Raw genomic sequence first — 23,013 nt, forward strand, 5'->3', positions numbered from 1 at the left:
GTGTGGCTCCTGCCGGGGTGCGCTGCCGGCTCTGTCAGGGCACAAAGGAGGGGCCGGATCGGCAGCCCGCTGGACAGGGCGCCGCAGGACGTTCTGGTGCGCCGCTACATCATCTTCGACTTCTGCTTCGCCGCGCCCACAAAGAAGCTGCCGATCGCCGAAAAGACCCTCCCGACGCCGCTGAAGACGCTGCCGATCGCCGCCTCGGTGGGAGCATTCTTGTTCGCTTTCTCCCAATCCTTATGGGTAGAAGAGACTCCCGCCGGCGCCAGGCCGCTGCCCCCGCCGTCACCGTTGCCCCCTAGGCCCAGCACCCCCATGGCGGAGTTGGCGGGGCCGACACTCGGCGACTTCTTCAGGATTTCGTTCAGGTCGTCCAGGGTGAATGTCGTGCTTCCCCCGTTGTCGGCCTTTTCTTGTGCACCGCTCTGAACCGACTTCATGACCTCGGTCGCGTTATTGATGTCGTCCAGCGACATCGTGGATCCATCCATCCCAACCGGGTTGATGTCTGTCATGTTCACTCTCCTGTCCGCTCGTGTGATGCTTGATCGTTGTCCGTGGGCGTGGGTACCCGCACGCCCACGTCTCGAAGTCATCCATCAGCGGAGGCACCCGAAACGAGTGAGGCGGATGACCCAGGCGGGTTACCCCTGTGAGGCGTCAGCCGGTCAAGTCTGCGCCGCCGGGGCGAGAAGCAGACAGCCGGGCGATGACCGTCGCCGCGATCCGACTGTGGCTGCGGCCGTGATCATCACGGCTGGCACCGAAATCGCCACACCTGTGAGGCTGCGCCGCTGACCACCAGTTCCAGCCATCAGGACGCTGAACCACCTCCGCGGCGGCCTTGGCAGGCCATGATCTTCGGGGCCCGCGACGCGCGGAACCGATCTGCCACCACCACGAGAAGGACTCATGTCTTCGTCCACGGGCATCACTGTCGATCCGGGCGCTGCCAATGATTTCGCGAGTCTGACGGATCGCAAGATCAACACTCTGGTCCTGGAAATCGACATGGAACGAAAGACGGTCGTCACCGCACGCAAGGCCGAGGCGGGCACCTACGACGAGTTCGCATCGTCGTTCTCACAAGACGAACCGTGCTACGCCATCCGTGTCCTCGAAGGCGAGACCGACGGCAAGAAGTGGAACGTAACGGTCCTGATCGTCTGGGGCCCTGAGGCGGCAACGGTGAGGTCGAAGATGGTCTACTCCACCTCGGCCTCAGAGGTCCGCAGCGCATTCCCCACAGACCATTACATGTCGGCAACCGGGACGGAGGAACTGGAGTACAGCAGTCTGCTTGCCCGGATCGCCCGCTGAGAAGCCGGTCCGATCAGTGCCACCCGGTGAGCCGTGCCGGCCGCAGCCATGCGCTCGCACAGCGAGTTGCTGCGGTCGGCTGCGGTGATTCATGCCTTCGACGGAGGTGTAGGCGAACTCGCGCACCGTCGGCAGCGCGTCTTTGGGCATGAGGCGTGCCTTACATGCCTTCAGAAGCCTCAAGCATCTGACCAGTCGCAACAGTTGACAGGTGCAGATAAGGCCCGCTGTAGATAGCGAGTTCGGCAAGTGGTACCGGAATGGCAAGAGCGACAACTGTGACGATCGGCGCGCTCGTTCAAGCCGCGGCTCTCGGACAGTGCATTCTCGGCCCCCAGCCCACCTTCCGTGCACGCAGCGAGAGTACGAGACGGGGTGGGCGGGCAGGTGGTGGCGGCGGAGTTTGGCGGCCAGGGCTGCCGGGGAGCGGTGGCTGCCAGCGGCGTAGCCGGGAAAGATCCAGGCGGTTCGAGGGGTGGAGCGGCCGATGGCTGATTCATGGCGGGCTCGGTCTGCTTGGTGTCGTAGGAGGCGGTGGACGGCTGGCGGCAGGGCCGTGGGGTGTGCGCCGAGGATCAGGGCTGGCTCGTCGCCGTCGATGAGGCGGTCGGTGGTGAGTTCGGTGATGCGAGAGACCGGCATCCCGTAGAGGAGCATGAGGGCCCCCGCTGCCCTCACGTCCAGGGGGAGGTCCTCCTCGCGCAGGCAGCGTTGCAGATGGGCCCAGTGTTCCTGGTCGCTCCACCAGGTGTGCGCGTCACCTCTTAGCCGGGGGCGGACATCGTGTTCGCCGGTGAGGTGGCGTTGGTGGGCCCAGCGCAGGAAGGGACGGACGTGACGGCGTTCGAGGGGGCCGGTCAACCACTGGTCGACGTGGCCTTGTGTGAGGTCCGCCAGGGTGAGCTGGTGATCATCCAGCCAGGTGAGGAAGGCGCCGGCGCAGCGGATGGTGTTGCGGGCGCGGGTGGCGCTGGCGGAGGTGAAGCGGCGGCGTGCGGCGCGTCGGCGGGCCTGGTGCAGGACCGACCATTGGGCGTAGGCATGGATGGTGCTGCGGTGTTGTGGGGGCAAGGCGGTCAGGGTGCGTTCGAGCCAGGGCCGCAGGGCGGCGAGGGGTTCGTGACGGGGCGGGAGGATCCCCAGGTGGACCAGGGTGGCGCGGAGACCGGCTTGGCTCTGCCCGGGATCGAGGGCATCGAGGGTCTGGTGGGTGATGTCGACGCCGGATTGCACAAGCTTTCGCAGGAGGGCGGCGCCGCTGTGGGGCTTGTTCAGCCAGACCAGGGCTGATCGTGCCCGCGGTACGCGCAGCAGTGCGTCATTGAGCGGCGTGAGGGAGGCGGGAACCGTGCCGTGGGCGTCGGCGAACTCGGTGGTCAGGCGGTGCCGGAGGACGCAACGGGCACAGTGGGGGCCGCGGTCGGTTTCTCTCCCGCTGCCGCAGGCCAGGCACAGGTAGGGGTTGCGGGCGCCGGAGCAGATGCCGCAGGTCCCGCGCCCGTCAGGGGTGCGGCCGCAGGCGGCGCAGGGCCGGGGATGCGAGCGGACGTAGTGGTAGCAGGCGGTGCACACGCCGCCCATAGGCCAGCGGGCATTGCGACGTCGGTCCTGCCCGCAGCGTGCGCAGGGGCCCGTTGCGACGGTGCGGCAGCCGCACTTGAGTCCTACGGGCGGGCGCGGCACGAGGCAGCTCTGATGCTGCTGGGCCGGCTACCTGTCTTGCTGGAGGCCCTGCGTGACGCTCTTCACTGACTTCATGACCCCCATGGCCGTCGTAGCTCTGTACGTGCACACACCACCGGATCTCCGTGCCAGGCTCCCCTGGTCGACGGCAGGCAAACCTCGTGTGCGGCGAGCCAGACGCCGCACACGGAAGAGCGGCAAGCCGATCACGTTCCGCTGCCGTCAAAGTGACTCTTCGGCGTGTGACCGGCGACAGGTGATCTCATAGCCGCCCGCGGTGATGGCGATACGACCACTCACTGAGGGCCGCCCTTCGGCTCGATGAGCACAGAGGCCGGGTTGAAGTAGCCCTGGCCTCTGCGAGGTGCTGCACGGCTCCAGCTACATCCAGGCGGTCGGCTTCGACCGCGGCCCCTGCCCGCAGGCCCGTACGCTCCTGACGTACGGCCAGTCCTCCGACCCCACGTCGGCGCACTACAGCGACCAGACCGAGCTGTTCTCGGCGGAGCGCATGGTGCGGGGACGGTTCTGCGAGAAGGACATCCTCGCGTCGCCGAAGCTGAAGGTGGTGCGGGTGAGCGAGCGGTGAACCCGGTGGTGCGCACCACGCGAGCGCGGTGCGCACCACGACGCCGGGGGTCGGACGTCGAGCTTCCGCAGGCGTCGCGCGTCCGTCAGAGGGCGCGGTTCCGGCCCTTCCAGTGCGGTTCCCTCAGACGGCGCTTGTAGAGCTTGCCGTTGGGGTCGCGAGGCATGGTGGCGATGAACTCGACGGACCTCGGGCGTTTGTAGCCCGCGAGCTCGCGGGCGCAGTGGGCGAGGAGCGCCTCGGCCAGGGGCGCGCCCGGCGCGTGGCCCTCGGCCGGTTCGACGACGGCCTTGACCTCCTCGCCCCAGTCGTCGTGGGGGACGCCGAAGACGGCGGCGTCGGCGACGGCGGGGTGGGCGAGCAGGACGGATTCGATCTCGGCGGGGTAGATGTTGACGCCGCCGGAGATGATCAGGTCGATCTTGCGGTCGCGCAGGAAGAGATAGCCGTCCTCGTCGAGGAAGCCGAGGTCCCCGACGGTGAAGAAGTCACCGATGCGGTTCTCGCGCGTCTTGCCGGCGTCCTTGTGGTAGGCGAAGCCGCCGGTGGTCATCTTCATGTAGACGGTGCCCAGCCGGCCCGCGGGCAGGCGTTCGCCCTCGTCGTCGAAGACCGCGAGTTCGCTGATGGGCCAGGCCCTGCCGACCGTACCGGGCTTCTTCAGCCAGTCCTCGGCGGTGGCGAACGCGCCGCCGCCCTCGCTGGCCGCGTAGTACTCCTCGACGCAGCTCCCCCACCACTCGATCATCGCCCGCTTGACGTGGTCGGGGCAGGGCGCGGCGCCGTGGATGGCGTGGCGCATGGACGACACGTCGTAGGCGGCCCGGGTCCGCTCCGGCAGCCCCAGCAGCCGCTGGAACTGGGTGGGGACCATGTGGGTGTGGGTGCAGCGGTGGGTGTCGATGAGCCGGAGCATCTCCTCGGGTGTCCACTTGTCCATCACCACCACGCGGTGGCCGATGTGCAGGGACGCGGCGGCGAACTGGAGGACGGCCGTGTGGTAGAGCGGCGAGCACACCAGGTGGGTGTTGCCGTCGAACGGCTTGATGCCGAAGATGGCGAGGAAGCCGCCGAGATGGGCCTCCTCGGGCGGCTTCCCCGGCAGCGGGCGGCGGATGCCGCGGGGCCGGCCGGTGGTGCCGGAGGTGTAGTTCATGACCCAGCCGAGGGTGCGGTCGGGTGGTGGTGTGCCGGGGTGGCCGTCGAGGAGCGCGGCGTACGGGCGGAAGCCGGGGATGTCCCCGACGGCGTAGCGGCGGGCGGCGGGCGTGTGCGCCTCGTCGGCGGCGGCGGCCGCGGCGGGGCCGAAGCGCTGGTGGGCGATGAGGGCCTTGGCACCGGAGTCGGCGAGGATCCAGGCGATCTCGGGTCCGACGAGGTGGTGGTTGACGGGTACGAGGTAGAGGCCGGCCTGGGTGGCGGCGAGGTGGGCGGTGAGGAGCTCGACGCCGTTGGGCAGGACGGCGGCGAAGGCGTCGCCGGTCCGCAGCCCGGCGGCGCGCAGACCGCGCACGAGCCGGTTGGCGTCCGCGTGCAGGCGGCCCCCGGTCCACTCCTCGCCGTCCGGCGCGATCAGGACGACGCGGTCGGGGTCGGCGGCGGCCTGGGCCCAGAAGCCGTTGGGCGGTTGCGGCATGGGGTGTGCTCCTCGTCGGGTGGTGGTCCTTCGATGTCGTCGGGTGGTGGTCCTTCGGTGCGGGCGGGGAGGAAGGCCGGGCCCGTTCAGCCCGGTGCTCCCCTCGTTCGGCCCGCGATCCGGTTCACGCGGTCGACGGCGCGCTCGAAGCCGGCCGTCAGTTCGTCGAAGACGGCCCGCACGCTGCGCCGGGAGTCCATGCGGCCGACGATCTGGCCGACCGGTGTGCCCAGCAGCGGCTCGACCTCGTACTTCTGGATGCGGGAGAGCGCCTCGGCGACGAGCAGCCCTTGCAGCGGCATCGGGAGCGGGCCGGGGCCGGCCGGGTCGTCCCAGGCGTCGGTCCAGGCGGTGCGCAGCTGGCGGGCGGGCTTGCCGGTGAGGGCACGGGAGCGCACGGTGTCGCCGGAGCCCGCGGCGAGGAGCTTGGCGGTCAGGGCCGGCGAGGTGAGGTCGGCCTCCTCGGTGGTGAGCCAGAGGGAGCCGAGCCAGACGCCCTGGGCGCCGAGCGCGAGGCCGGCGGCGATCTGTTCGCCGCTGCCGATGCCGCCGGCGGCCAGGACGGGCAGCGGGTCGACGGCGCGGACGATCTCGGGGGTGAGGACCATGGTGGCGATCTCGCCGGTGTGGCCGCCGGCCTCGTAGCCCTGGGCGACGACGATGTCGATGCCGGCGTCGGCGTGGTGGACGGCGTGCCGGGCGCTGCCGGCGAGCGCGGCGACGAGCGTGCCGTGGTCGTGGGCGCGCCGGACGACGTCGGGGGGCGGCGAGCCGAGGGCGTTGGCGAGGAGGGCGATCGGGTAGTCGAAGGCGACGTCGAGCTGGGTGCGGGCGACGGCCTCCATCCATCCCGTGATGCGCCATCCGGAGCGTTCGCCGACGGCGAGTTCGGGCACGCCGTGCCGGGCGAGCGTCTCGGTCACGAACCGGCGGTGCCCGGCGGGGATCATGGCCTCGACGTCGGCCTCGGTCACCCCCTCGACCTTCTTCGCGGGCATGACGACGTCGAGTCCGTACGGCAGGCCGTCGGTGTGCTCCTGCATCCAGTCCAGGTCGCGGCGGAGCGCGTCGGGGTCGGTGTAGCGTACGGCGCCGAGTACGCCGAGTCCTCCGGCGCGGGTGATGGCCGCGGCCACCGCGGGGAAGGGGGTGAAGCCGAAGACGGCGTACTCGATCCCCAGCTGCTGGCTCAGCTCCGTCTGCATGGGCGGCAGGATGCCGCAGCGGGCCGGGCGAGGGAAGAGGTTTTCTGATGCTGCGTCAGTTGGCGGGGCTCGCGGCCCGTCATCTGCCGCGCGGCCGGCCGCGGGTCGCGCGGGTCTGGCGCAGCGCCGCGACCTGGCGGTGCAGTTCGACGGCCTCGGTGGAGCGGCCGAGCTGCTCCAGGCAGTGGGCCTCGTCGTTGCGGCTGGTGAGGGCGTCGGGGTGGTCGGCGCCCAGCACCTTCTGGCGGGCCTGTGCGACCTCCCGGTACACCGCGAGCGCCTCGGTCCAGCGGCCGAGCCAGCCGAGGGACACGGCGATCTCGCGGCGGCTGACGAGGGTCTCGGGGTGGTCGGCGCCCAGGGCCTCCTCGCGGCTCGCGCACACATCGCGCGCCTCGGCGAGCGCCTCCTCCCAGCGGCCGAGCCGGCCCAGGTTGACGCCGAGGCAGTGCCGGGCGCGCAGGGTGTCGGGGTGGGCCGGGCCCTGGGCCTGGGTGCGCTCGTCGACGAGTTCGCGGAAGAGCTGGAGCGCCTCGGCGCTGCGGCCGAGGCGGCCCAGGCAGATGCCCGCCTCGTAGCGGGCGGCGAGGGTGTCCGGGTGCTCGGCGCCGAGCACGCGCTGGCGGGCGGCGGCGACCTCGCGGTAGGTCTGGAGGGCGTCGGGCCAGCGGCCCAGCTGGCCCAGGGCGTAGCCGACCTCGTAGCGGGTGACGAGCGTCTCGGGGTGGCTCGGGCCCAGCACGCGGGCGCGGGCGGCGGCCACGTCGTGGGCCATGCGGTACGACTCCTCCAGGCGCCCCAGCCGGCCCAGGTTGAAGGCGAGGTTGTGGCGGCAGCGCAAGGTGTCCGGGTGGTCGGGCCCCATGACGCGCTCGCGGGCGGCGAGCACGGCGGCGTACACCTCGTGCGCCTCGACGTGCCGGCCGAGCTGCCCGAGGACGTACGCGGTCTCCTGGCGCGCGGCGAGGGTCTCGGGGTGCTCGGGGCCCAGGACGCGTTGCCGCCCGGACGCGGCGCGGGCGTACTCCCGCAGCGCCTCGTCGGGCCGCCCTCGCAGGCTGAGGGTGAACGCGGCCTCGTACCGGCTGGCGAGCGTGTCGGGGTGATCCGGCCCCAGGACGCGCTCGCGCTGCGCCGCGACGGCACGGTGCGCGTCCCCGGCCTCGTCCCACCGCCCGAGCCGCCCGAGCCGCAGGGCTTCTTGATGGCGGCCGGCGAGGTCGGCGAGGACATCGGAGGACGTGTGGGGCGACGTTCCGGGTGACGTGCCCGTCGGGGTGCCGGTGGGTACGCCTGTGGAACCGGGCGACGCGCCGGTGGGCGTGCCCGTCGGCGTGCTTGTGGGAGCACCGACCATGCCGGTTCTCGGGCCCGTCCAGGCGCCCGTGAGTTCCGTGGCCGGGCTCGGGGGTGGGGGTGGCAGGAGGCCGGGGCCGGTGGCCTTGGAACCGGTGGTCATGTTCCTGGCCCAGCCGGGGAGCCGGGGCGGCTCCGGGAGCCGGACCGAGGCGCGCAGGGGCCGCGGCCGGCTCTCGGGGAGCGTGCGCGGCACCGCGCCGACGTGGTCGGCCAGCACGATCTCCAGCAGCCGGTCGTGCAGCTCGGCCGCGTCGGGCGGCCGGTCGTCGGGGTCCTTGGCGAGCAGGTCGAGGACGATCCGTTCGAAGGGCTCGGGGAGCGCGGGGCGGTGCTCGCGCGGCGGCCGGGGCGCGGTGTCGCGGTGGCCGACGAGGACGGCCCAGGCGTCGTCCATGTCGAAGGGCGGGGCGCCGGTGGCCAGTTCGTAGAGGACGCAGCCCAGCGAGTACAGGTCGCTGCGGTGGTCGATGTGGCCGCCGCCGATCTGCTCCGGTGACATGTAGTGCGGGGTGCCCATGGCGATGCCCGTACCGGTGAGGCGGGCGGAGAACGTGGAGTAGCCGATGTCGTGGCCGAGGCGGGCGATCCCGAAGTCGCAGATCTTCACGGCACCGTCGGTGAGCCGCATCATGTTGGCGGGCTTGAGGTCGCGGTGGACGACGCCCTGCCGGTGGGTGTAGGCGAGGGCGGCCGCGACCTGTTCGGCGATGTCGACGACCTCGGCCACGGGAAGAGGGCGCTGCTCGTTGTCGTCGAGCAGCTCACTGAGGTTGCGGCCGTCGAGCAGTTCCATGACGAGGAACAGCACGCCGTCGGACTCGCCGAAGTCGTGGACGACCGTGATGCCCCGGTGCTGGAGGGCGGCCGCGACCCGCGCCTCGCGCCGGAACCGCTCCCGCAGCACCCGCAGATACGACTGCTCGTGCTGCGGCCCCATCGGCTTGAGGCACTTGACGGCCACATGTCGGCCCAGCGACTCGTCGCGGGCCCGCCACACCTCGCCCATGCCGCCCCGCCCGATCCGGTCGAGCAGCACGTACCGGTCCTGGATCAGCCTGGATTCCGCCATCCTCCGCCGCCGCCCCCGTCGCTTCGCTGTGCCTCCCCCGGCCCGTCCAGTATGGCGGCCCGTCTGTGCAGGTTGTAGGCGGAGGGACGGGTGCCGGAAGCGGTCCGGGCGAGGGTGCGGGCCGTGCGCCGGGGCGGGAGTGGCGGCCGTGCGGCGGCGGGGGCGGCGCGCGGCACGGTGCCCACGGAGGGCGGGCGACGGGACGAGCACGACGGCATGGCGTCTCCTGACGTCGGATCAGCGGCGCACCCTCGGCATGCCCAGGCCGATCCAGGAGATGATCTCCCGCTGGATCTCGTTGTTGCCGCCGCCGAAGGTGAAGATGACGGCGCTGCGGTAGCCGCGTTCCAGTTCGCCGTGGAGGACCGCGCCGGCCGAACCCTCCTTCAGCGGACCGGCCGCGGCGAGGACCTCCATCAGCCAGGCGTAGGCGTCGCGGCGGGCCTCGGAGCCGTAGACCTTGACGGCCGAGGCGTCCTGGGGGGTGAGGGTGGAGCGGCGCAGGGCGTCGACCATTTGCCAGTTGAGGAGCTTCATCGCGTCGAGCCTGAGGTGGGTACGGGCGAGGCGGCCGCGCACCCAGCCCAGGTCGATGACGCGGCGGCCGTCGGCGGTCTTGGTGGCCGAGGCCCAGCGCTGGACGTCGCGCAGGGCGCTGATGGCGGTGGTGCCGTGCGCGGCGAGGGTGACGCGCTCGTGGTTGAGCTGGGTGGTGATCAGGCGCCAGCCCTTGTTCTCCTCGCCGACGAGGTGGGTCACGGGGACGCGGACGTCGTCGTAGTAGCCGGCGGTGGTGCCGTGGGAGGCGAGGGTGTCGATGGGGGTCCAGGAGTAGCCGGGCGCGCTGGTGGGGACGAGGAGGATGCTGATGCCCCGGTGGGGCGGCACACCGTCGGTGACGGGTGTGGTGCGTACCGCCAGCCAGATCCAGTCGGCGGTGTCGCCGTTGGTGGTCCAGATCTTCCGTCCGTTGACGACGTAGTCGTCGCCGTCGCGCACCGCGCGCGTGCGGAGCGAGGCGAGGTCCGTGCCGGCGTCGGGCTCGCTGTAGCCGATGGCGAAGTCGAGTTCGCCGGAGAGGATGCGCGGCAGGAAGTACGCCTTCTGTTCCTCGGTGCCGAACTGCATGATCGTGGGGCCGACGGTGTTGAGCGCCATGAGCGGTAGCGGCACGCCCGCCTGGGCGGCCTCGTCGAAGAAGATGAACTGCTCCATGGGGGTCATCCCGCTGCCGCCGTACTCCTTCGGCCAGCCCACGCCGAGGCGCCCGTCGGCACCGAGCCGGCGGATGGTGCGGCGGTAGAAGCGCTTCTGCTCGGCGGGGTCGAAGTGGCGGGCGTAGGCGTTGTCGGGCACCAGCTCGGCGAAGTAGCTCCGCAGCTCGTCGCGGAACCGTCGTTGTCGCGGGGTGTATTCGAGGTCCACGGGCCCTCCAGGGTCTCGCCGTCCGCGCGGATGACGGCGCACACAGTAGAACGCGTTCCAGGAATAGGGAATACGGACGCGGCCCGGCGGCCGGGAACGCGGAAGGGCGGTACGGATGTCCCGTACCGCCCTTCCGCGCGTGCTGTGCGTGCCGCGCCCGTGGGGTCAGCGGCCCGCGTGCTTGCGGTGGCGTCCCGGGGCCGCGGGCGCGCCGCCGGCGCGGCGGCGGCCACCGGGCACGGGCCCGTGGTGCGCGCCCTGTGCCGCCTCCAGCTCCGCCCGCTCCTGGGCCAGCCCGAAGCGCTCCATCAGCGGCAGCCGGTGCAGCAGGCTCGGCTCGATCCACACGTGCCAGATGCCCGTGACGAACGTGATCGCGGAGCCGGCGATGAGCACGGAGCCGAAGGTGTCGGTCGGGTAGTGGGCGCCGACGTACATCCGGGAGAAGGCGACGAGCAGGACCGCGAGGGGGCCGAGGATCAGGACGGTGCGGCGGTGCCGGGTCCCGCGCAGGAGGAAGTACGCGGCGACGACAGCCGAGACGGTGAAGGCGGTGTGCCCGCTGGGGAAGCTGTTGGAGCCGATCTCCGGGTCGAGCATGAATTCCCGCGGCGGCCGGGGGCGGGCCACGATGGCCTTCGCGATCTGGGTGCTGTTCCAGCCGATCGCGACGACGAGGAAGGTCGCCACCGCGCTCGTCGGCCGGCGCCGTACGAACAGCAGCCAGCCGCTCCAGACCACGAGGATCAACAGGCCGGCGACGGGCGAGGCCAGGGCGCTGACGCCCTCCATGACGTGGTTCAGCCAGCCGGCGCGGGTGTTGGTCTGGATCGTGCGGTCCAGCTGGAGGTCGTGCGGCTGGATCAGGTGGGTGTGCGCGGCGACCAGCCCGAGCGTGATGGCGAGCGCGAACAGCAGGATGGAGTTGCGCAACCAGTGGCGCACGTACGGCATCGGTAGGGCGTCCTTTGTACGGTATGGCGGTACCGGCACGGCAGTACACGCGAAGGTGACGAATACATGCCGTACGGATGTCACCGGCACGGCTGTACGGCAAAGCTACACGCGCCGCCTGTGCGCGCCTCGCGGGCGCCGATCATCGGACGTCGACGGGAACGGTGCGTGAGGGGTTCATACCTGAACGTCACCGGTGCGCCGGGGTCGGGGCGGCGTTTCAGCCGATCGCCGCCGGGGCGCACCTGCCCGGCGCGCTCACCCCTCTTCCTCTTGCCCGGGACGTGCGGGGGTCCGGGTCATGGCCGTCCGCGCGGCACGTCGGCGCAGCTCCGCCGCGCCCTCGCCGGAGAGCCGGTCCAGGACGGCGGTGCGGCCGGTGAGGGTCAGCAGGATCGCGCCGATCGGCCCCTCGGCGTCCCTGCCCTCCCCCGCCGCCCACACGGCGTCCGTCGCGGCGAACCGCAGCCCGCGGAAGCGCTTGCGGGCGCGGAAGGGGTAGCCCATCGTCCAGACGCGGGTGGCGGCGACGGCCGCCGCCTGCGGGGGCATCTCCCGGGGGCGGCCGAGCGGCAGCGCGATGTCCTGGCCGTGGACCAGCACGTCCAGGAGCGGCTCGACGTGGGTCGCGCCCACGGCGTGCCGGCGCGACCCGGCCATGGCGCGCAGCTCCGCGGCCAGCGCCGGGGCGGGCCGTCGCGCCGCGTACCGGCGGGCCGCGTCGCGCACCATGCGGTCGAAGCTGCCCCGTGCCCGCGCCAGCCCGATCAGCGCCGCGCCGGGGCCGGTGCGGCAGAGGGCGAGGTGCGCCGCGACGTCGCGCACCCGCCAGCCGGCGCAGAGGGAGGGCTTCTCCCATTCCTCGTCGGCGAGCTCGTCGAGCAGGTCGGCGAGGCTCAGTCGCTCGATGTCGGTCGTCCGCCATACCTCGTCGGTGTCCATGGGCTCACCCCCGCGGCGCATCGCACGATGGACTGTCCATTTTAGCCGGTTACCGACCGGCTTCGGCCAGCCCCGGCAGGATGACGCGGCCTGCGCCCCCTGGGTGGCCGGAACGCGCCCCTGTCACTCAACTGTGCTCAACTCTCCGGCGGGTTGACGGAGTCCTGCCCCGCGTACACATCCGACGCACCGGAGGGGCAGCACCACATGAAGATACGCACGCTTCGCAGAGCCATGCTGGGAGCGCTGGCCACGGCCGTGGTGAGCGCGACGGCTCTCACAGCACCCGCCTCGGCCGCCGGCGGCCAGGGGCACGACCCGCACGCCGCGACCCGCGCGGCCATGGAGGCCCAGGTCGCGGCCGGTGCCCCGGGGCTGCTCGGGCAGGTTCAGGACAAGTCGGGGACCTGGAAGGCGTCGGCCGGGGTCGCCGACCTCACCACGAACCGGCCCCGACAGGCGCAGGACCGCTTCCGGGCCGGCAGCATCAACAAGGCGTTCGTCTCCGTCGTCCTCCTCCAGCAGGAGGCCGAGGGCAGGCTGAGCCTGGACGACAAGGTCGACCGCTGGCTGCCGGGCGTGGTCCGGGGCCACGGCCACGACGGCCGGGAGATGACCGTTCGCCAACTCCTCAACCACACCAGCGGGATCTTCAACTACACCGCCGACCCCGACTTCCAGAAGACGATCACCACGGGCTTCCTGGAGCACCGCTACGACACCTACACACCGGGCGATCTGGTGAACATGGCCATGGCCCACGAACCCGACTTCCGGCCGGGGAAGAGCTGGCGCTACTCCAACACCAACTACATCCTCGCCGGCATGATCGTGGAGAAGGTCTCCGGCCGCTCGTACGCCGCCGAGATCACCCAGCGCGTGATCAAGCCCCTGGGCCTGCGCGCCACCGTGCTGCCCGGCACCTCGCCGCGGATGCCCGCTCCGCACGGCCGGGCGTACAGCAAGCTGACCGACGACCCCGACGCGAAGATCCACGACGTCACCGAGCTCAATCCGTCCTGGGGCGGCGCCGCCGGCGAGATCATCTCCACGACCGGCGACCTGAACCGGTTCTACCGGGCGCTGCTGGGCGGGGAGCTCCTGCCGCGGGCCCAGCAGCGGGAGCTGCTCACCACGGTGTCCACCGAGGGCCGGCTCGGCAACGGCCGCTACGGCCTGGGCGTCTACACCACGACGCTGTCGTGCGGGAAGAGCGTCTGGCTGCACACGGGTGGCATCCACGGCTCCATCTCGCTGGCGACCGCCTCGTCCGACGGGCGTCATACCTCCGCGTTCAACTACAACGGGGACTGGGTCGGTGACCCGGACAAGCTGGTCGAGGCCGAGTACTGCGGGACCTCGCCGGACCGGCCCGCCGCCGGTGCCGGTGCCGGGGTGTCGGCCCTGGCATCGATGACCACCGTGCGCTGAACCGCTGAAGCGCGGGAAAAGCCGAAGCTCCCGCCGGCCGTCCCTTACGGGTGGTCGGCGGGAGCCGTCATGACGTGGTGCGGATCAACCCGTCGTGCGGATCAGCCCTGGCAGACGCCGCGCTCGTAGTCGAACGTGGCACCGGCCTTGGAGTACTGCCACTGCGGGGCGAGCAGCTTCGCGTCGAGCTGCTTGGCCGCGTCAGGGCTCTCCACCATGTAGCCGAAGTCCTGGAGCCAGGACGGGTACAGGTTCTTCGAGCCGATGTAGAAGGCGGAACCGTCCACCGAGACCAGCTTGTGGTGCTGCGCGTAGGGGTGCCCGTCGGCCCACTTGGGGTTGTCGGAGCTGCGGAACGTCGCCAGCTGGAGGGTGGAGCACATGGCGCTCTTCGCGGACTTCTGGTCGCCGGTCACCAGGGCGAGGCGGCTGCGGAGCGTGTCGCTGATCTCGGACAGGGACTTGATCTGCGAGTAGCCGCCGCTGCCGACCGCGCCGCGGTTGGCCGGGTCGCTGACGACGATACGGACCTTCACGCCGGCCGCCATCTTCGCGGCGAGGGCGTCGTAGAGCCGGATGTCGTAGCGCGGGAGCGGCGGGCAGGTGGCGTTGAGGTCCTGCTGGGAGATCTCGATGTGGCCGCTCGCGCTGGAGACCAGCGCCCGCAGCGCGCTCTCCTCGGGGTTGACCGTGTCGTAGTCGCGGTCGGCGTTGGTGTTGTCGTGCAGGCCGACGACGCACTTGGTGTCGGACGCGGTCGGCAGGGTCGGCCGGAACGTCGACGAGGGGTCCTTGTCCTTGATGCCGACGCCGAGGCCACCGACAGCGATCACGGGGACGTCGCCGGTGGGCCGGGCGGCGCCGGCGTTCTCGTCCTTCTCCATCGACGGCATGCAGCCGGCGCCGTTGGACGAGGCGAACCAGACGCTGGCGATGTTGCTCTTGTTCTGGCAGGTCCAGGCCCAGAGGGTGTCCAGGTACTTGCCGGCCGAACCGGCGGCGGGGCCGGTGAGCGCGAGGTCGACGTCCGACACCGGGTGCGCGGTGTCGAGGTAGTCGTCCTTCCAGCTGTTGATGCCGCCGGTGACGGCCGACTGGCCGTCGACGACGAGCAGCTTGGAGTGGTTCCACGAGAACGCGGTCTTGGACGTGGTCATCGACGCGACGTTCAGCGTGACGTTCTCCGCGGCCTTGCCGAGCTTGGACGTCAGCTCGTCACGGTACTTCGACGGCAGCACGTTCAGGTGGTAGACCGGCGCGGCCCCGACCAGGACGCGGACCTTCAGCTTGTGCCCGGACTCGGCCGAGGCCTTGAGGCCGGCGACGATCGCGTCCTGGAACGCGCCGTTGGGGAACGGTGCCAGGGTGGATATGTCGACCGTGCGGTTCGCCTTGGAGATGTTCTCGGTCATCTTCGCGAGCAGCCGCTTGGTACCGGGACGCTCGGCGCACTTGTCGTCGCCCCAGCAACCGGGGGTCTGGAGCAGCCAGTCGGCCGGGTCGGCGGCGGAGGCGTCGAGCTTGTTACCGCTCGTACGCTCCCACACATCGCCCTCGAGGCCGGGCGAGACCTGACGCAGCGTCCGCTCGACGGCGTCGAGGTGCGGGGTGGCGGAGCCGGAGTCGGCGAGCGCCGGGGAGGCCGGCAGCACGGCGAGGACGACGGCCGAGGCCGCCGCGCAGCCTGCGAGACGGTGTAAACGGCTGAGCCGGGAACGGGCCAATTTCGCATCCTTATCGAGGTGTCGAGACATCGAGCTGTCAAGACGTCGAGGTGTCGGGGAAGGGACGGCGGGGAGAACCGCCGCGATCCACGCGCGGCGGCCCTGGGACCGCGCGGCGCGCAAGATCAACTCACTGAAGTTACCAGCCTCCCGGGGGCGCCCCGCCACCAAGGGCCGGGAGCGCCCGGACCCCGACGCGAGGAGGGGAATCCCGTACATCTCGCGGATGATCTTTGCCCCGGGCGCCGGTCCACAGATGTACGGCACTCCGGCTCTTCGGTTGATTACTTCCGTACTGGTCCCGCCATAGCTTCGAGATCACCGATGGAGCGCCACCGTTCCCCCGAGCGATACCGAAGTGAGGCACCAACGATGTACGGCAAGGCATTCGCACCTGAATACCGGGGATCCCTGGGCGATCTGTCGGTGAACGCGTCGCTGGAGGAGGTGCTGGCCAAGGCCGTCGAGCAGCGGCGCCTGGCCGACGAGAGCGGCAGCGCGCTGGAGTCGGCGCACGCGGGGCTCGCCGTGGCCGAGGCGAGCCGGCGGCTGGGTCGTGTCGCGGATGCCGAGCGGGCGTGGAAGGACAGTTACCGGGCCGCGCGGCGCGCCGGTGATCAGGGCGCGATGGCGTGGGCGGTGTGGAGCGGTGGCACCCTGGCCCGCCAGCGCGGCGACCTCGCCCTGGCCCGGCGGTGGCTCTCCATAGCCGCCGAGCTCGCCGAGCGCGGCGACGACATCGTCGCCCGCGGGTACTCGCTCGCCGGGCTCGCCGAGACCGGCCGCATCCAGGGCGACTACCAGGCCGTCGGCGAGCTGCACGAGAAGCTGCTGGCGGAGGCGCGCAAGCGCGGTGAGGCCCGGCACACGGTGTGGGCGCTGGAGGGCATCGCGCAGATGCACCGCAACACCGGCGCGTACGACACCGCCCTCGCCATGTTCGAGGAGGCGGCCGTGATCGCGGACGAGGCCGACGACGCCCGGGGCCGGGCGTGGGCGCTGCGGGGCATCGCCGATGTGCTGTCCCTGCGGGGCGAGACGGAGCGGGCGCTGGAGCTGCTGTCCGGGGCGGAGGCCACCTGCCGCCGGATGCGGCTGGTCAGCGCGCTGGCCTACAACCACAAGATGCGCGGCAACGTGCTCTTCCGCGCGGGCCGTTACCCGGAGGCCGAGGAGTGCTACAGCGGCGCCCTGGAGGAGTTCCGGGCCATGGGCGAGCCCCGCGGTGAGGCGCTCGCGCGGCTCGGACTGGTCAAGTCCCGGGCCCGGCTGGGGCAGGACCGCGCGGAGACCGCGGCGGAACTCGACGACCTGCACCGCGTGCTCGGCGGGATCGGTCTGATCCATGCCCGGGAGATGGTCGACAAGGCGCGTGCGGAGCTGGGCATCGTGCCCGCCGACGCCCACTCGGGCCGCTGAGGCCGCCCTCGCTCCGGCCACTCCCCCCTTTCCGCTCCTCTGCCTGCCTCCGCGCACGCCCGCCCACGCCTACCGACAAGGAAAAGAAGCCCATGACGTCGCAGACCGGTCTGCAGGTGCCCGCACCCCACGCGCTCGTCCGCTGCCGGGATCTGGTCGAGCCCGCCCTGAGAACGGCCGTGGGGAGCCTGCATCCGCTGCCGCGCCGGATGGCGTCCTTCTCCCTCGGCTGGTGCGACGCCGACGGCACGCCGAGCGCCGTGCCCGGCGGCAAGGGCGTCCGGCAGGCCCTCGCCGTCCTGGGCGCGGAGGCGGTGGGCGCGCCCGGGGACATCGCGGTGCCCGCCGCCGTGGCCGTCGAGCTCGTCCACACCTTCTCGCTGGTGCACGACGACATCATGGACGGCGACGAGCGGCGGCGGCACCGGGACACCGCGTGGAAGGCGTTCGGCACCGGTCCCGCGGTCCTGACGGGTGACGCGTTGTTCGCGCTCGGCGTCCGGACCCTGGCCGGGGCCGGCGGCGATCACTGCGGCGTGGCCGTACGGCACCTCGCCGAGGCCCTGGGCGAGCTGGTCCACGGGCAGGCCGACGACCTGCTGTTCGAGGGCCGGCCGTGGCTGGGGCCGGAGGCCGTCGGCATACCCGAGTACCAGGCGATGGCGGCTCGTAAGACGGGCTCCCTGCTGGCCTGTGCCACGGCCCTGGGCCCCGTTCTGGCGGGTGCCCCGCCGCTGCTGGTGGGCGCTCTGTCGGAGGCCGGGCGGCGGTTGGGGCTGGCGTTCCAGGCCGTCGACGATCTGCTGGGGATCTGGGGTGACCCCGGGACGACCGGCAAGCCGGTCCACAGCGATCTGCGGCGGCGGAAGAAGACGCTGCCGGTCCTCGCCGCCATGGCCTCGGACCCGGCGGCCGCCCGCCGGCTGGCCGGTCTGCTCGGCTCGGACGCCCCGGTGGAGGAGGCCGCCGCCCACCGCGCGGCGGAGCTCGTCGAGGCGGCCGGGGGCCGGGCCTTCGCCCTGGAGGAGGCCCGGCGCCACGCGGCGGCCGCGCACGAGTGCCTGCGCCGCGTGCCGCTCGCGGAGCGCGCCGCCGACGAACTCGTCGAGCTCTCCCAATACCTGCTGGAGCGGCAGCTGTGACTAGCGCTTCCCGGCGGGTATCGGCAGGGGACCGGCCTCGCATGTGGTGTCGTGCGCGGGGAGCGCGCCCTTGAGGAGGTAGTCGTCGACGATGCCGTCCACGCAGGTGTTGCCGCCCAGGTACTGGACGTGGTCACCGCCGCCGGCCGTGACCAGGCGCGAGCCGCGCAGGGCGCGGTGGGCGCTCAGCGCGCCCTCGTAGTGGGTGGCCGGGTCGCGCAGGGAGTTGACCATCAGGACGGGCGGGAGGCCCTTGCCGGTGACCTTGATCCTCGGGGCCTTGCTGGCGGGCCAGTTGGCGCAGACAGCGGTGTACGAGAGTTCGCGGGCGCCGGCGAGGGGGTACTTCGCGGTGTCCTCGGCACCCTGCCGCACCCAGTGGTCGGTGTCGCGGTTCCACGGGGTGTCGCTGCACGTCACGGAGAAGAACTGGGCGAAGAAGTCCGCGCTGGGCGCCTGGCCGAAGGCGCCCTCGACGAGCTTGCGCTCCTCGGGGGTCGCGCGGTCCCAGTGGTCCAGCGCGGCGAGCGTCCTTCCCAGGTCGGGGAAGTTCCTCGCCCCGTACATCGCCCCGACGGCGGCGCTGTCGAGCCCGTTGGGGTCGACCGTCCTCCCTCCGCCGATCGGCAGCGAGTGGTCCCGGAGGGCGCCGCGGAGCTTCTCCCACTTCGCCTCCGCCTCGGCGGCCGTGCGCCCGAAGTGGTAGACGTCGTCCTTGGCGGCGAGCCAGGGCAGGAAGTCCTGCGCGAACCGGCGCTGGAAGCTCAGCGGCTGGCCGAGCATGAACTTCTCCCAGGTGCCGTCGAAGCCTATGTTGCTGTCGAGGACGACCCGTTCGACGCGCTGCGGAAACTCCGTCGCGTAGTAGGCGCCGATCATCGTGGCGTAGGAGGGGCCGTAGTACGAGACTTGCCGTTCGCCGAGCAGCGAGCGGTAGAGGTCCATGTCGCGGACGGTCTGGTCGGTGGTGATGTAGTTCATCAGGTCGCCGCTGCGGTCGCGGCAGCTGTCCACGAACTTCCGGGCGTTGTCCAAGGTGCGCCGGATCGCGGCGGGCGAGCGGTCCCGGGAGTCGCCCGAGAAGTAGTCCCGGAACTCCGCGTCGGTCTGGCACCGCACACGGGTGCTGCGCCCGACACCCCGCTGGTCGAAGCCCACGATGTCGTAGACGGCGCTCACCTTGGGCGCCTTCTCGGCCAGCGTCGCGGGCCGCAGCAGTCCCTTGCCGCCCGGCCCGCCCGCCGCCATCATCAGCACCCCGCGCCGCCTTGCCGGGTCGCCCGCCCGCTGCCGGGACACGGCCACGGTCAGGTCCTCGCCCACACCGGGGTGGTGCCAGTCGCGCGGGACGGTCATCTCGGCGCACTCCAGCGAGGCGCCGGGCTCGCAGGGCTTCCAGGCGAGTGTCTGTGCGGCGTAGCGGTCGGGGACGGGCGTGGGGGCGGCGGGCCGGGCGGCGGCCGCGGTCGCCGGCACCGCCGCGGCCGCGATCGCCGTCGCCACCGCGCCGGTCACGGCGGAGCGGGCCCACCGCGACTTCGTGAACTCGAACATCGATCCTCCTGGAGCGTTTTCCGGACTCCTTCGATGTTCCTGTCCACGAAGATCACGGTCGATATCGCTGGTATCCGTGTCGGGGGTGGTACCAGCTATACCCCTACGGCATGCGAGGGGCCGTCACTTGACGAAGGTGACCTCCGGGTAGGCCGCGGAGGGCCGGTCGAGGAGCGGGCTCGGCCGGCCGCGCAGGTGCCGGTCGAAGAAGGCGGCCACGTAGCCCCTGGTCAGTGCGGTCGCGCGGTCGGCGCGCAGGGTGCCCAGCGCGCCCTCGACCTGCTCCGGCGGTACCGAGACGGGGCCGCCGAAGCGGTCCACGACCCAGGGGCCGTCGGTGAACGTCCAGTGCCCGCCGTCGGGCACGTCGAGCCAGCGCTTCCAGCCGGTCATGTGCTTCCAGGTGTCGTTCCAGTTGTCCTGGGGATCGGCGGGCCGGCCGCGCTGGGCGCCGAGCAGCAGGACCGGCCGGTCGACGCCGTCGGCGGGCGGCGCGGGGAAGAAGTCGCCATCGAGGTTGACCGCGGCGTCCACGCGCCGGTCGTCGCGCATGACCTCCACCGCGCTCGCACCACCGATGGAGTGCCCGGCGACGCCTATCCGCCGGGCGTCCACATGCAGTTCGCTGCGGGGGCCAGTCAGCCGGTCGAGGACGAACCGGAGGTCCTTGGAGCGGTTGCGTACGACGGCACCGGTGTCCGGCTTCTCACAGATCAGGCACTTCTCCAGGCGGCCGCCGGGGAATTCGACCGACGCCTCGTAGGTGTGGTCGACCGCGGCGACCGCGTAACCGCGCGACGCCAGGTCCTCGCCGAGCGCGGTGAGCGTGACGCGGCTCATGCCGAAGCCCGGCGACAGGACGACCAGCGGCCGGGGCGCGGGGGCGGGGCGCGCCTCGGTGACGGCATGGGTCCGCACGCCTGCAAGCGCGTCGCTGCCGAGGATCTCCTTCGACATCGCCTTCGAGGTGTAGGGCGCCTTGGCGGCCCGCGAGGGCAGGGCCGGATACCAGAGGGTGACCATGAGTTCGCGGTTGCCGGCCGCCGGCTTCCAGGGGTCGGGGCGCGAGGCGTCGACCAGGTGGAGTGTCTTGGTGCCGATCGGAGCCTTGGTCGTGGGCGCGGGCACCTCGGCCGGGGCGGGCGGAGCGGACGCCGCGACAGCGGCCGGCACCTGGGGGACGGCGAGGGCCGTCAGCAGGGCGGCGGCCACGAAGGACCGCCGGGATGTCTTCCTCGTTTTCCAGAGCATGATCATTACCGTAGTCAGGACGCCTGACCTGCGGCATCCACCCCAGGGCGGAGAAGCGCGCGGGGGCGTACGCCGTGCGGGGCGCACGCGCCGTCCTCGTAGCGGAACGCGGGCTCCATGACGTACGGGCGTGGGGCGCGACCTGAACACGGGTACGTGAGGGCGGTTCACCCGCGGGGCAACTTCCGAACGAGCATCACCCTCCGCGACAGCAACGGCGCCGTCGTGGGCAGGACGCGGCTCGCCCTCGGGGCGGGCCGGCTGCCTTGGGACTTCCCCAACTGCTGCTGACCGAGTGTTCCGCCCTCTGGATCGTGTGTGATCCCATGGTCAGCTGCCGCGCCGGTTCGGGGTGGTTCGTGAACCCATGGGTTCCCGGGGGCCGCCGGACGAGGTGGACAGGGACAGCGGGCGCGGGCGCTCTATCCGTGGACCGTGCCGTACGAGCCCAGGGCTATCGCCGCGTAGTTGCGCAGGGATTCCGTGCCGGGGGTGAAGTAGGCCGAGTGGCCGTGGGCGCCGGTCGAGGAGACCGGGCGGGCGCCGAACGAGGGCGAGGTGGGGTCCGGTCCGTGGCCCAGACCGAGGAAGCGGGTGTGGGGGACGTCGGCTATCCAGTCGGCGTCGTTGCGGCGCGACGCCCAGACGCGGGCGCCGGTGCGGAGCGCGGCGGCCGAGTCGGCCCGTACGCCGGGGCTGCCGAGCATGACCAGGTCGGCGGCCTCGGAGCCGTCGATGGTGTGGGCGGCCAGGCCGCAGACGACCGAGCCGTAGCTGTGGCAGAAGACCGCCGGGGCGTGCGGGGCGCCGAGTCCGGCGAGGAGGCGTTCCAGGCGCGGGGCGCCCGCCTGGGCGAGCCGGCCCGTGGCGGCGTCCAGGCCGATGCCGACGGGAGTGGTGTAACCGGCCCAGGCGATTACGGCGTTGGGGGTGCCCGGCGCCTGGCGGGTCATCTCGGCCCGCAGCGCCCGAGCCATGCCCGCCGGGGCACCGTAGGGGTCGTTCTCACGGTCGAAGGTGGCGAGGTCGATGTCCGAGCCGGGCACGACGACGGCGGTGCGGCGGGCGGTGGACCAGTCGCCGTACACCTCGGCGAGCTGGCCGCGGCCACGCGGGTCGAAGGCGAGGATCTGGCGGCCCGGCGCGAGGAGAGCGGTGTAGCGGTCGGCCCGCTCGCGGGCGGCCAGTCGCTCGGCGCGCGGCAGCCGCGCGTCGTCGGCGCGGGCCCGCTCGGTGGCGCGCTCGGCGGCGATCGCCCGGGCGTTGGCCTCGTACCGCAGGGGGACGGGCGTGCCGTCGAGGTTGCCCACGACGAGGGGGTGGCGGGCGGCCAGGTCATGGCGCCGGGGCTCGGAGAGGCCGGCGAAGAAGGCGGTGACGTCGGCGGGGGCGGCGGTGGCCGGGTCCGGCAGGTCGCGGTGGAGGGAGTGGTCGGCGCGCCAGGCCGCGGTGCCGGCCGGCGGGCCGGTGACGGCGGTCTGCTCGTTGCCGGTGGCCCAGCCCGCCGTACCCGCGATGACGGTGGTCGCCAGCGCCGCGGCGACCAGCGTGCGCTTGAAGCGGCGCATGGATGTCTCTCCCTCGTCCAGTGGTGTGACGGAGGGAAAGGTAGGGAGGGGGTGGGTGAGCGGGCGTCACACCACGGGCGCCATTCGGAGGTGATACCGGGGTAGGGGGTGGGTCACCCCGGGTGGGTCACCCCGGCCGTCTCCCCCGCCCGTTCACGCCAGCTCGAAGTCCGTGAAGTCGAAGCCCGGGGCGACCACGCAGGTCACCAGGGCCGGCTCGGCACCGGCGGGCTCGGCGGACTGCCAGGTGCCCGCGGGGACGAGGAACTGGGGCCGCTCCCCGCGCTCGACGCCGTCGCCGACCGTCACCTCGGTCGTCCCGGTGTCGTCCGGGGCGTCGCCGGTTCCGCCGAGCCGCATCCGGAGGGGGCCGCCCCGGTGCCAGAGCCAGAGCTCGTCCGAGCGCACGCGGTGCCAGCGGGACACCTCGCCGGGGTGGAGCAGGAAGTAGATGCCGGTCGCGAAGGCCCTCGGGCCCTCGTATCCGTCGGGGAGCGCCTCGCCGGTGGTCTTCCACGTCTCCCGGTACCAGCCGCCCTCCACGTGGGGGCGCAGATCCAGGAGGGTGACCAGCTCGGACGGGTGCGCGGTGTTCGGGTTGTCCGTCATGGACGCACATCCTCGCGCACGGCCGTCGGGCCCGTCAGGCGCCCCGGCACCTCCGGGTCCGGCCGAACGGCTGGGCCCGCTCCTCCCAAAGTCTTCGACCGTGCGACTTTGGTAGCTGGACGCCACTCGA

General features: G+C 72.2%; 17 protein-coding genes and 1 pseudogene. 6 read left to right on the plus strand and 12 right to left on the minus strand.

What is annotated here, in order from left to right; genetic code table 11:
* Positions 1-104: 104 nt before the first annotated feature.
* Complete coding sequence (locus ACZ303_RS18550; protein WP_467340138.1) at positions 105-518, minus strand: hypothetical protein; 414 nt, start codon at positions 516-518, stop codon at positions 105-107.
* Positions 519-915: 397 nt separating this feature from the next.
* On the opposite strand from ACZ303_RS18550, the gene ACZ303_RS18555 reads away from it, so the two are divergent.
* The 3 genes and pseudogenes from ACZ303_RS18555 to ACZ303_RS18565 all read left to right on the plus strand — a co-directional run.
* Positions 916-1,323 carry an actin depolymerization factor/cofilin- and gelsolin-like domain-containing protein gene (locus tag ACZ303_RS18555; protein WP_467340139.1) on the plus strand — a complete coding sequence of 136 codons (408 nt, stop codon included), beginning with the start codon at positions 916-918 and terminating at the stop codon, positions 1,321-1,323.
* 834 nt (positions 1,324-2,157) lie between these two features.
* Positions 2,158-2,613, plus strand: a complete 456-nt coding sequence (locus tag ACZ303_RS18560; RefSeq protein ID WP_467340140.1) for a hypothetical protein — start codon at positions 2,158-2,160, stop codon at positions 2,611-2,613.
* A gap of 745 nt (positions 2,614-3,358) precedes the next feature.
* Positions 3,359-3,595: pseudogene (locus tag ACZ303_RS18565) on the plus strand (penicillin acylase family protein); the annotation flags it as partial.
* A gap of 85 nt (positions 3,596-3,680) precedes the next feature.
* Here ACZ303_RS18565 and ACZ303_RS18570 read toward each other — a convergent pair.
* The 6 genes from ACZ303_RS18570 to ACZ303_RS18595 form a co-directional block, all read right to left on the minus strand.
* On the minus strand, positions 3,681-5,231 hold the full coding sequence (locus ACZ303_RS18570) for an acyl-CoA synthetase (protein ID WP_467340142.1): 1,551 nt from the start codon (positions 5,229-5,231) through the stop codon (positions 3,681-3,683).
* Between the two features lie 86 nt (positions 5,232-5,317).
* On the minus strand, positions 5,318-6,436 hold the full coding sequence (locus ACZ303_RS18575) for an NAD(P)H-dependent flavin oxidoreductase (RefSeq protein ID WP_467340144.1): 1,119 nt from the start codon (positions 6,434-6,436) through the stop codon (positions 5,318-5,320).
* 79 nt (positions 6,437-6,515) lie between these two features.
* Positions 6,516-8,864, minus strand: coding sequence for a serine/threonine-protein kinase (locus ACZ303_RS18580; protein ID WP_467340146.1), 2,349 nt, complete (start codon positions 8,862-8,864; stop codon positions 6,516-6,518).
* A gap of 237 nt (positions 8,865-9,101) precedes the next feature.
* Positions 9,102-10,289, minus strand: coding sequence for an acyl-CoA dehydrogenase family protein (locus tag ACZ303_RS18585; protein WP_467340148.1), 1,188 nt, complete (start codon positions 10,287-10,289; stop codon positions 9,102-9,104).
* A 165-nt stretch (positions 10,290-10,454) separates the two neighbouring features.
* Entirely contained in the window at positions 10,455-11,243 is a 789-nt protein-coding gene (locus ACZ303_RS18590) for a phosphatase PAP2 family protein (RefSeq protein WP_467340150.1), read from the minus strand.
* 258 nt (positions 11,244-11,501) lie between these two features.
* Positions 11,502-12,185 carry a maleylpyruvate isomerase family mycothiol-dependent enzyme gene (locus ACZ303_RS18595; RefSeq protein WP_467340152.1) on the minus strand — a complete coding sequence of 228 codons (684 nt, stop codon included), beginning with the start codon at positions 12,183-12,185 and terminating at the stop codon, positions 11,502-11,504.
* A gap of 207 nt (positions 12,186-12,392) precedes the next feature.
* On the opposite strand from ACZ303_RS18595, the gene ACZ303_RS18600 reads away from it, so the two are divergent.
* Positions 12,393-13,616, plus strand: coding sequence for a serine hydrolase domain-containing protein (locus ACZ303_RS18600; RefSeq protein ID WP_467340154.1), 1,224 nt, complete (start codon positions 12,393-12,395; stop codon positions 13,614-13,616).
* Between the two features lie 101 nt (positions 13,617-13,717).
* Here the strand turns inward: ACZ303_RS18600 and ACZ303_RS18605 are convergent, their stop codons facing one another.
* The gene (locus ACZ303_RS18605; protein ID WP_467340156.1) at positions 13,718-15,268 is read right to left on the minus strand and encodes a phospholipase D-like domain-containing protein; all 1,551 of its coding nucleotides are present in this window, start codon (positions 15,266-15,268) and stop codon (positions 13,718-13,720) included.
* 444 nt (positions 15,269-15,712) lie between these two features.
* Between ACZ303_RS18605 and ACZ303_RS18610 the strand changes: the two genes are divergently transcribed.
* Together ACZ303_RS18610 and ACZ303_RS18615 are read left to right on the plus strand one after the other, a co-directional pair.
* On the plus strand, positions 15,713-16,759 hold the full coding sequence (locus tag ACZ303_RS18610) for a tetratricopeptide repeat protein (protein WP_467340158.1): 1,047 nt from the start codon (positions 15,713-15,715) through the stop codon (positions 16,757-16,759).
* A 92-nt stretch (positions 16,760-16,851) separates the two neighbouring features.
* Positions 16,852-17,901 (plus strand): polyprenyl synthetase family protein, encoded by a 1,050-nt coding sequence (locus ACZ303_RS18615; RefSeq protein WP_467340160.1) that lies wholly within the window; start codon positions 16,852-16,854, stop codon positions 17,899-17,901.
* Here ACZ303_RS18615 and ACZ303_RS18620 read toward each other — a convergent pair whose 3' ends face one another.
* From ACZ303_RS18620 to ACZ303_RS18635, 4 genes are all read right to left on the minus strand, one after another.
* The gene (locus ACZ303_RS18620) at positions 17,902-19,455 is read right to left on the minus strand and encodes an alpha/beta hydrolase (RefSeq protein ID WP_467340162.1); all 1,554 of its coding nucleotides are present in this window, start codon (positions 19,453-19,455) and stop codon (positions 17,902-17,904) included. It lies immediately after the preceding gene.
* A gap of 123 nt (positions 19,456-19,578) precedes the next feature.
* Positions 19,579-20,706 (minus strand): alpha/beta hydrolase family protein, encoded by a 1,128-nt coding sequence (locus tag ACZ303_RS18625; protein ID WP_467340164.1) that lies wholly within the window; start codon positions 20,704-20,706, stop codon positions 19,579-19,581.
* A gap of 422 nt (positions 20,707-21,128) precedes the next feature.
* Positions 21,129-22,274, minus strand: a complete 1,146-nt coding sequence (locus tag ACZ303_RS18630; protein WP_467340166.1) for an alpha/beta hydrolase — start codon at positions 22,272-22,274, stop codon at positions 21,129-21,131.
* Between the two features lie 153 nt (positions 22,275-22,427).
* Positions 22,428-22,883, minus strand: coding sequence for a cupin domain-containing protein (locus tag ACZ303_RS18635; RefSeq protein WP_467340168.1), 456 nt, complete (start codon positions 22,881-22,883; stop codon positions 22,428-22,430).
* Between the last annotated feature and the right edge of the window lie 130 nt (positions 22,884-23,013).

It is taken from the genome of Streptomyces sp. NPDC023527 (genome assembly GCF_055560115.1).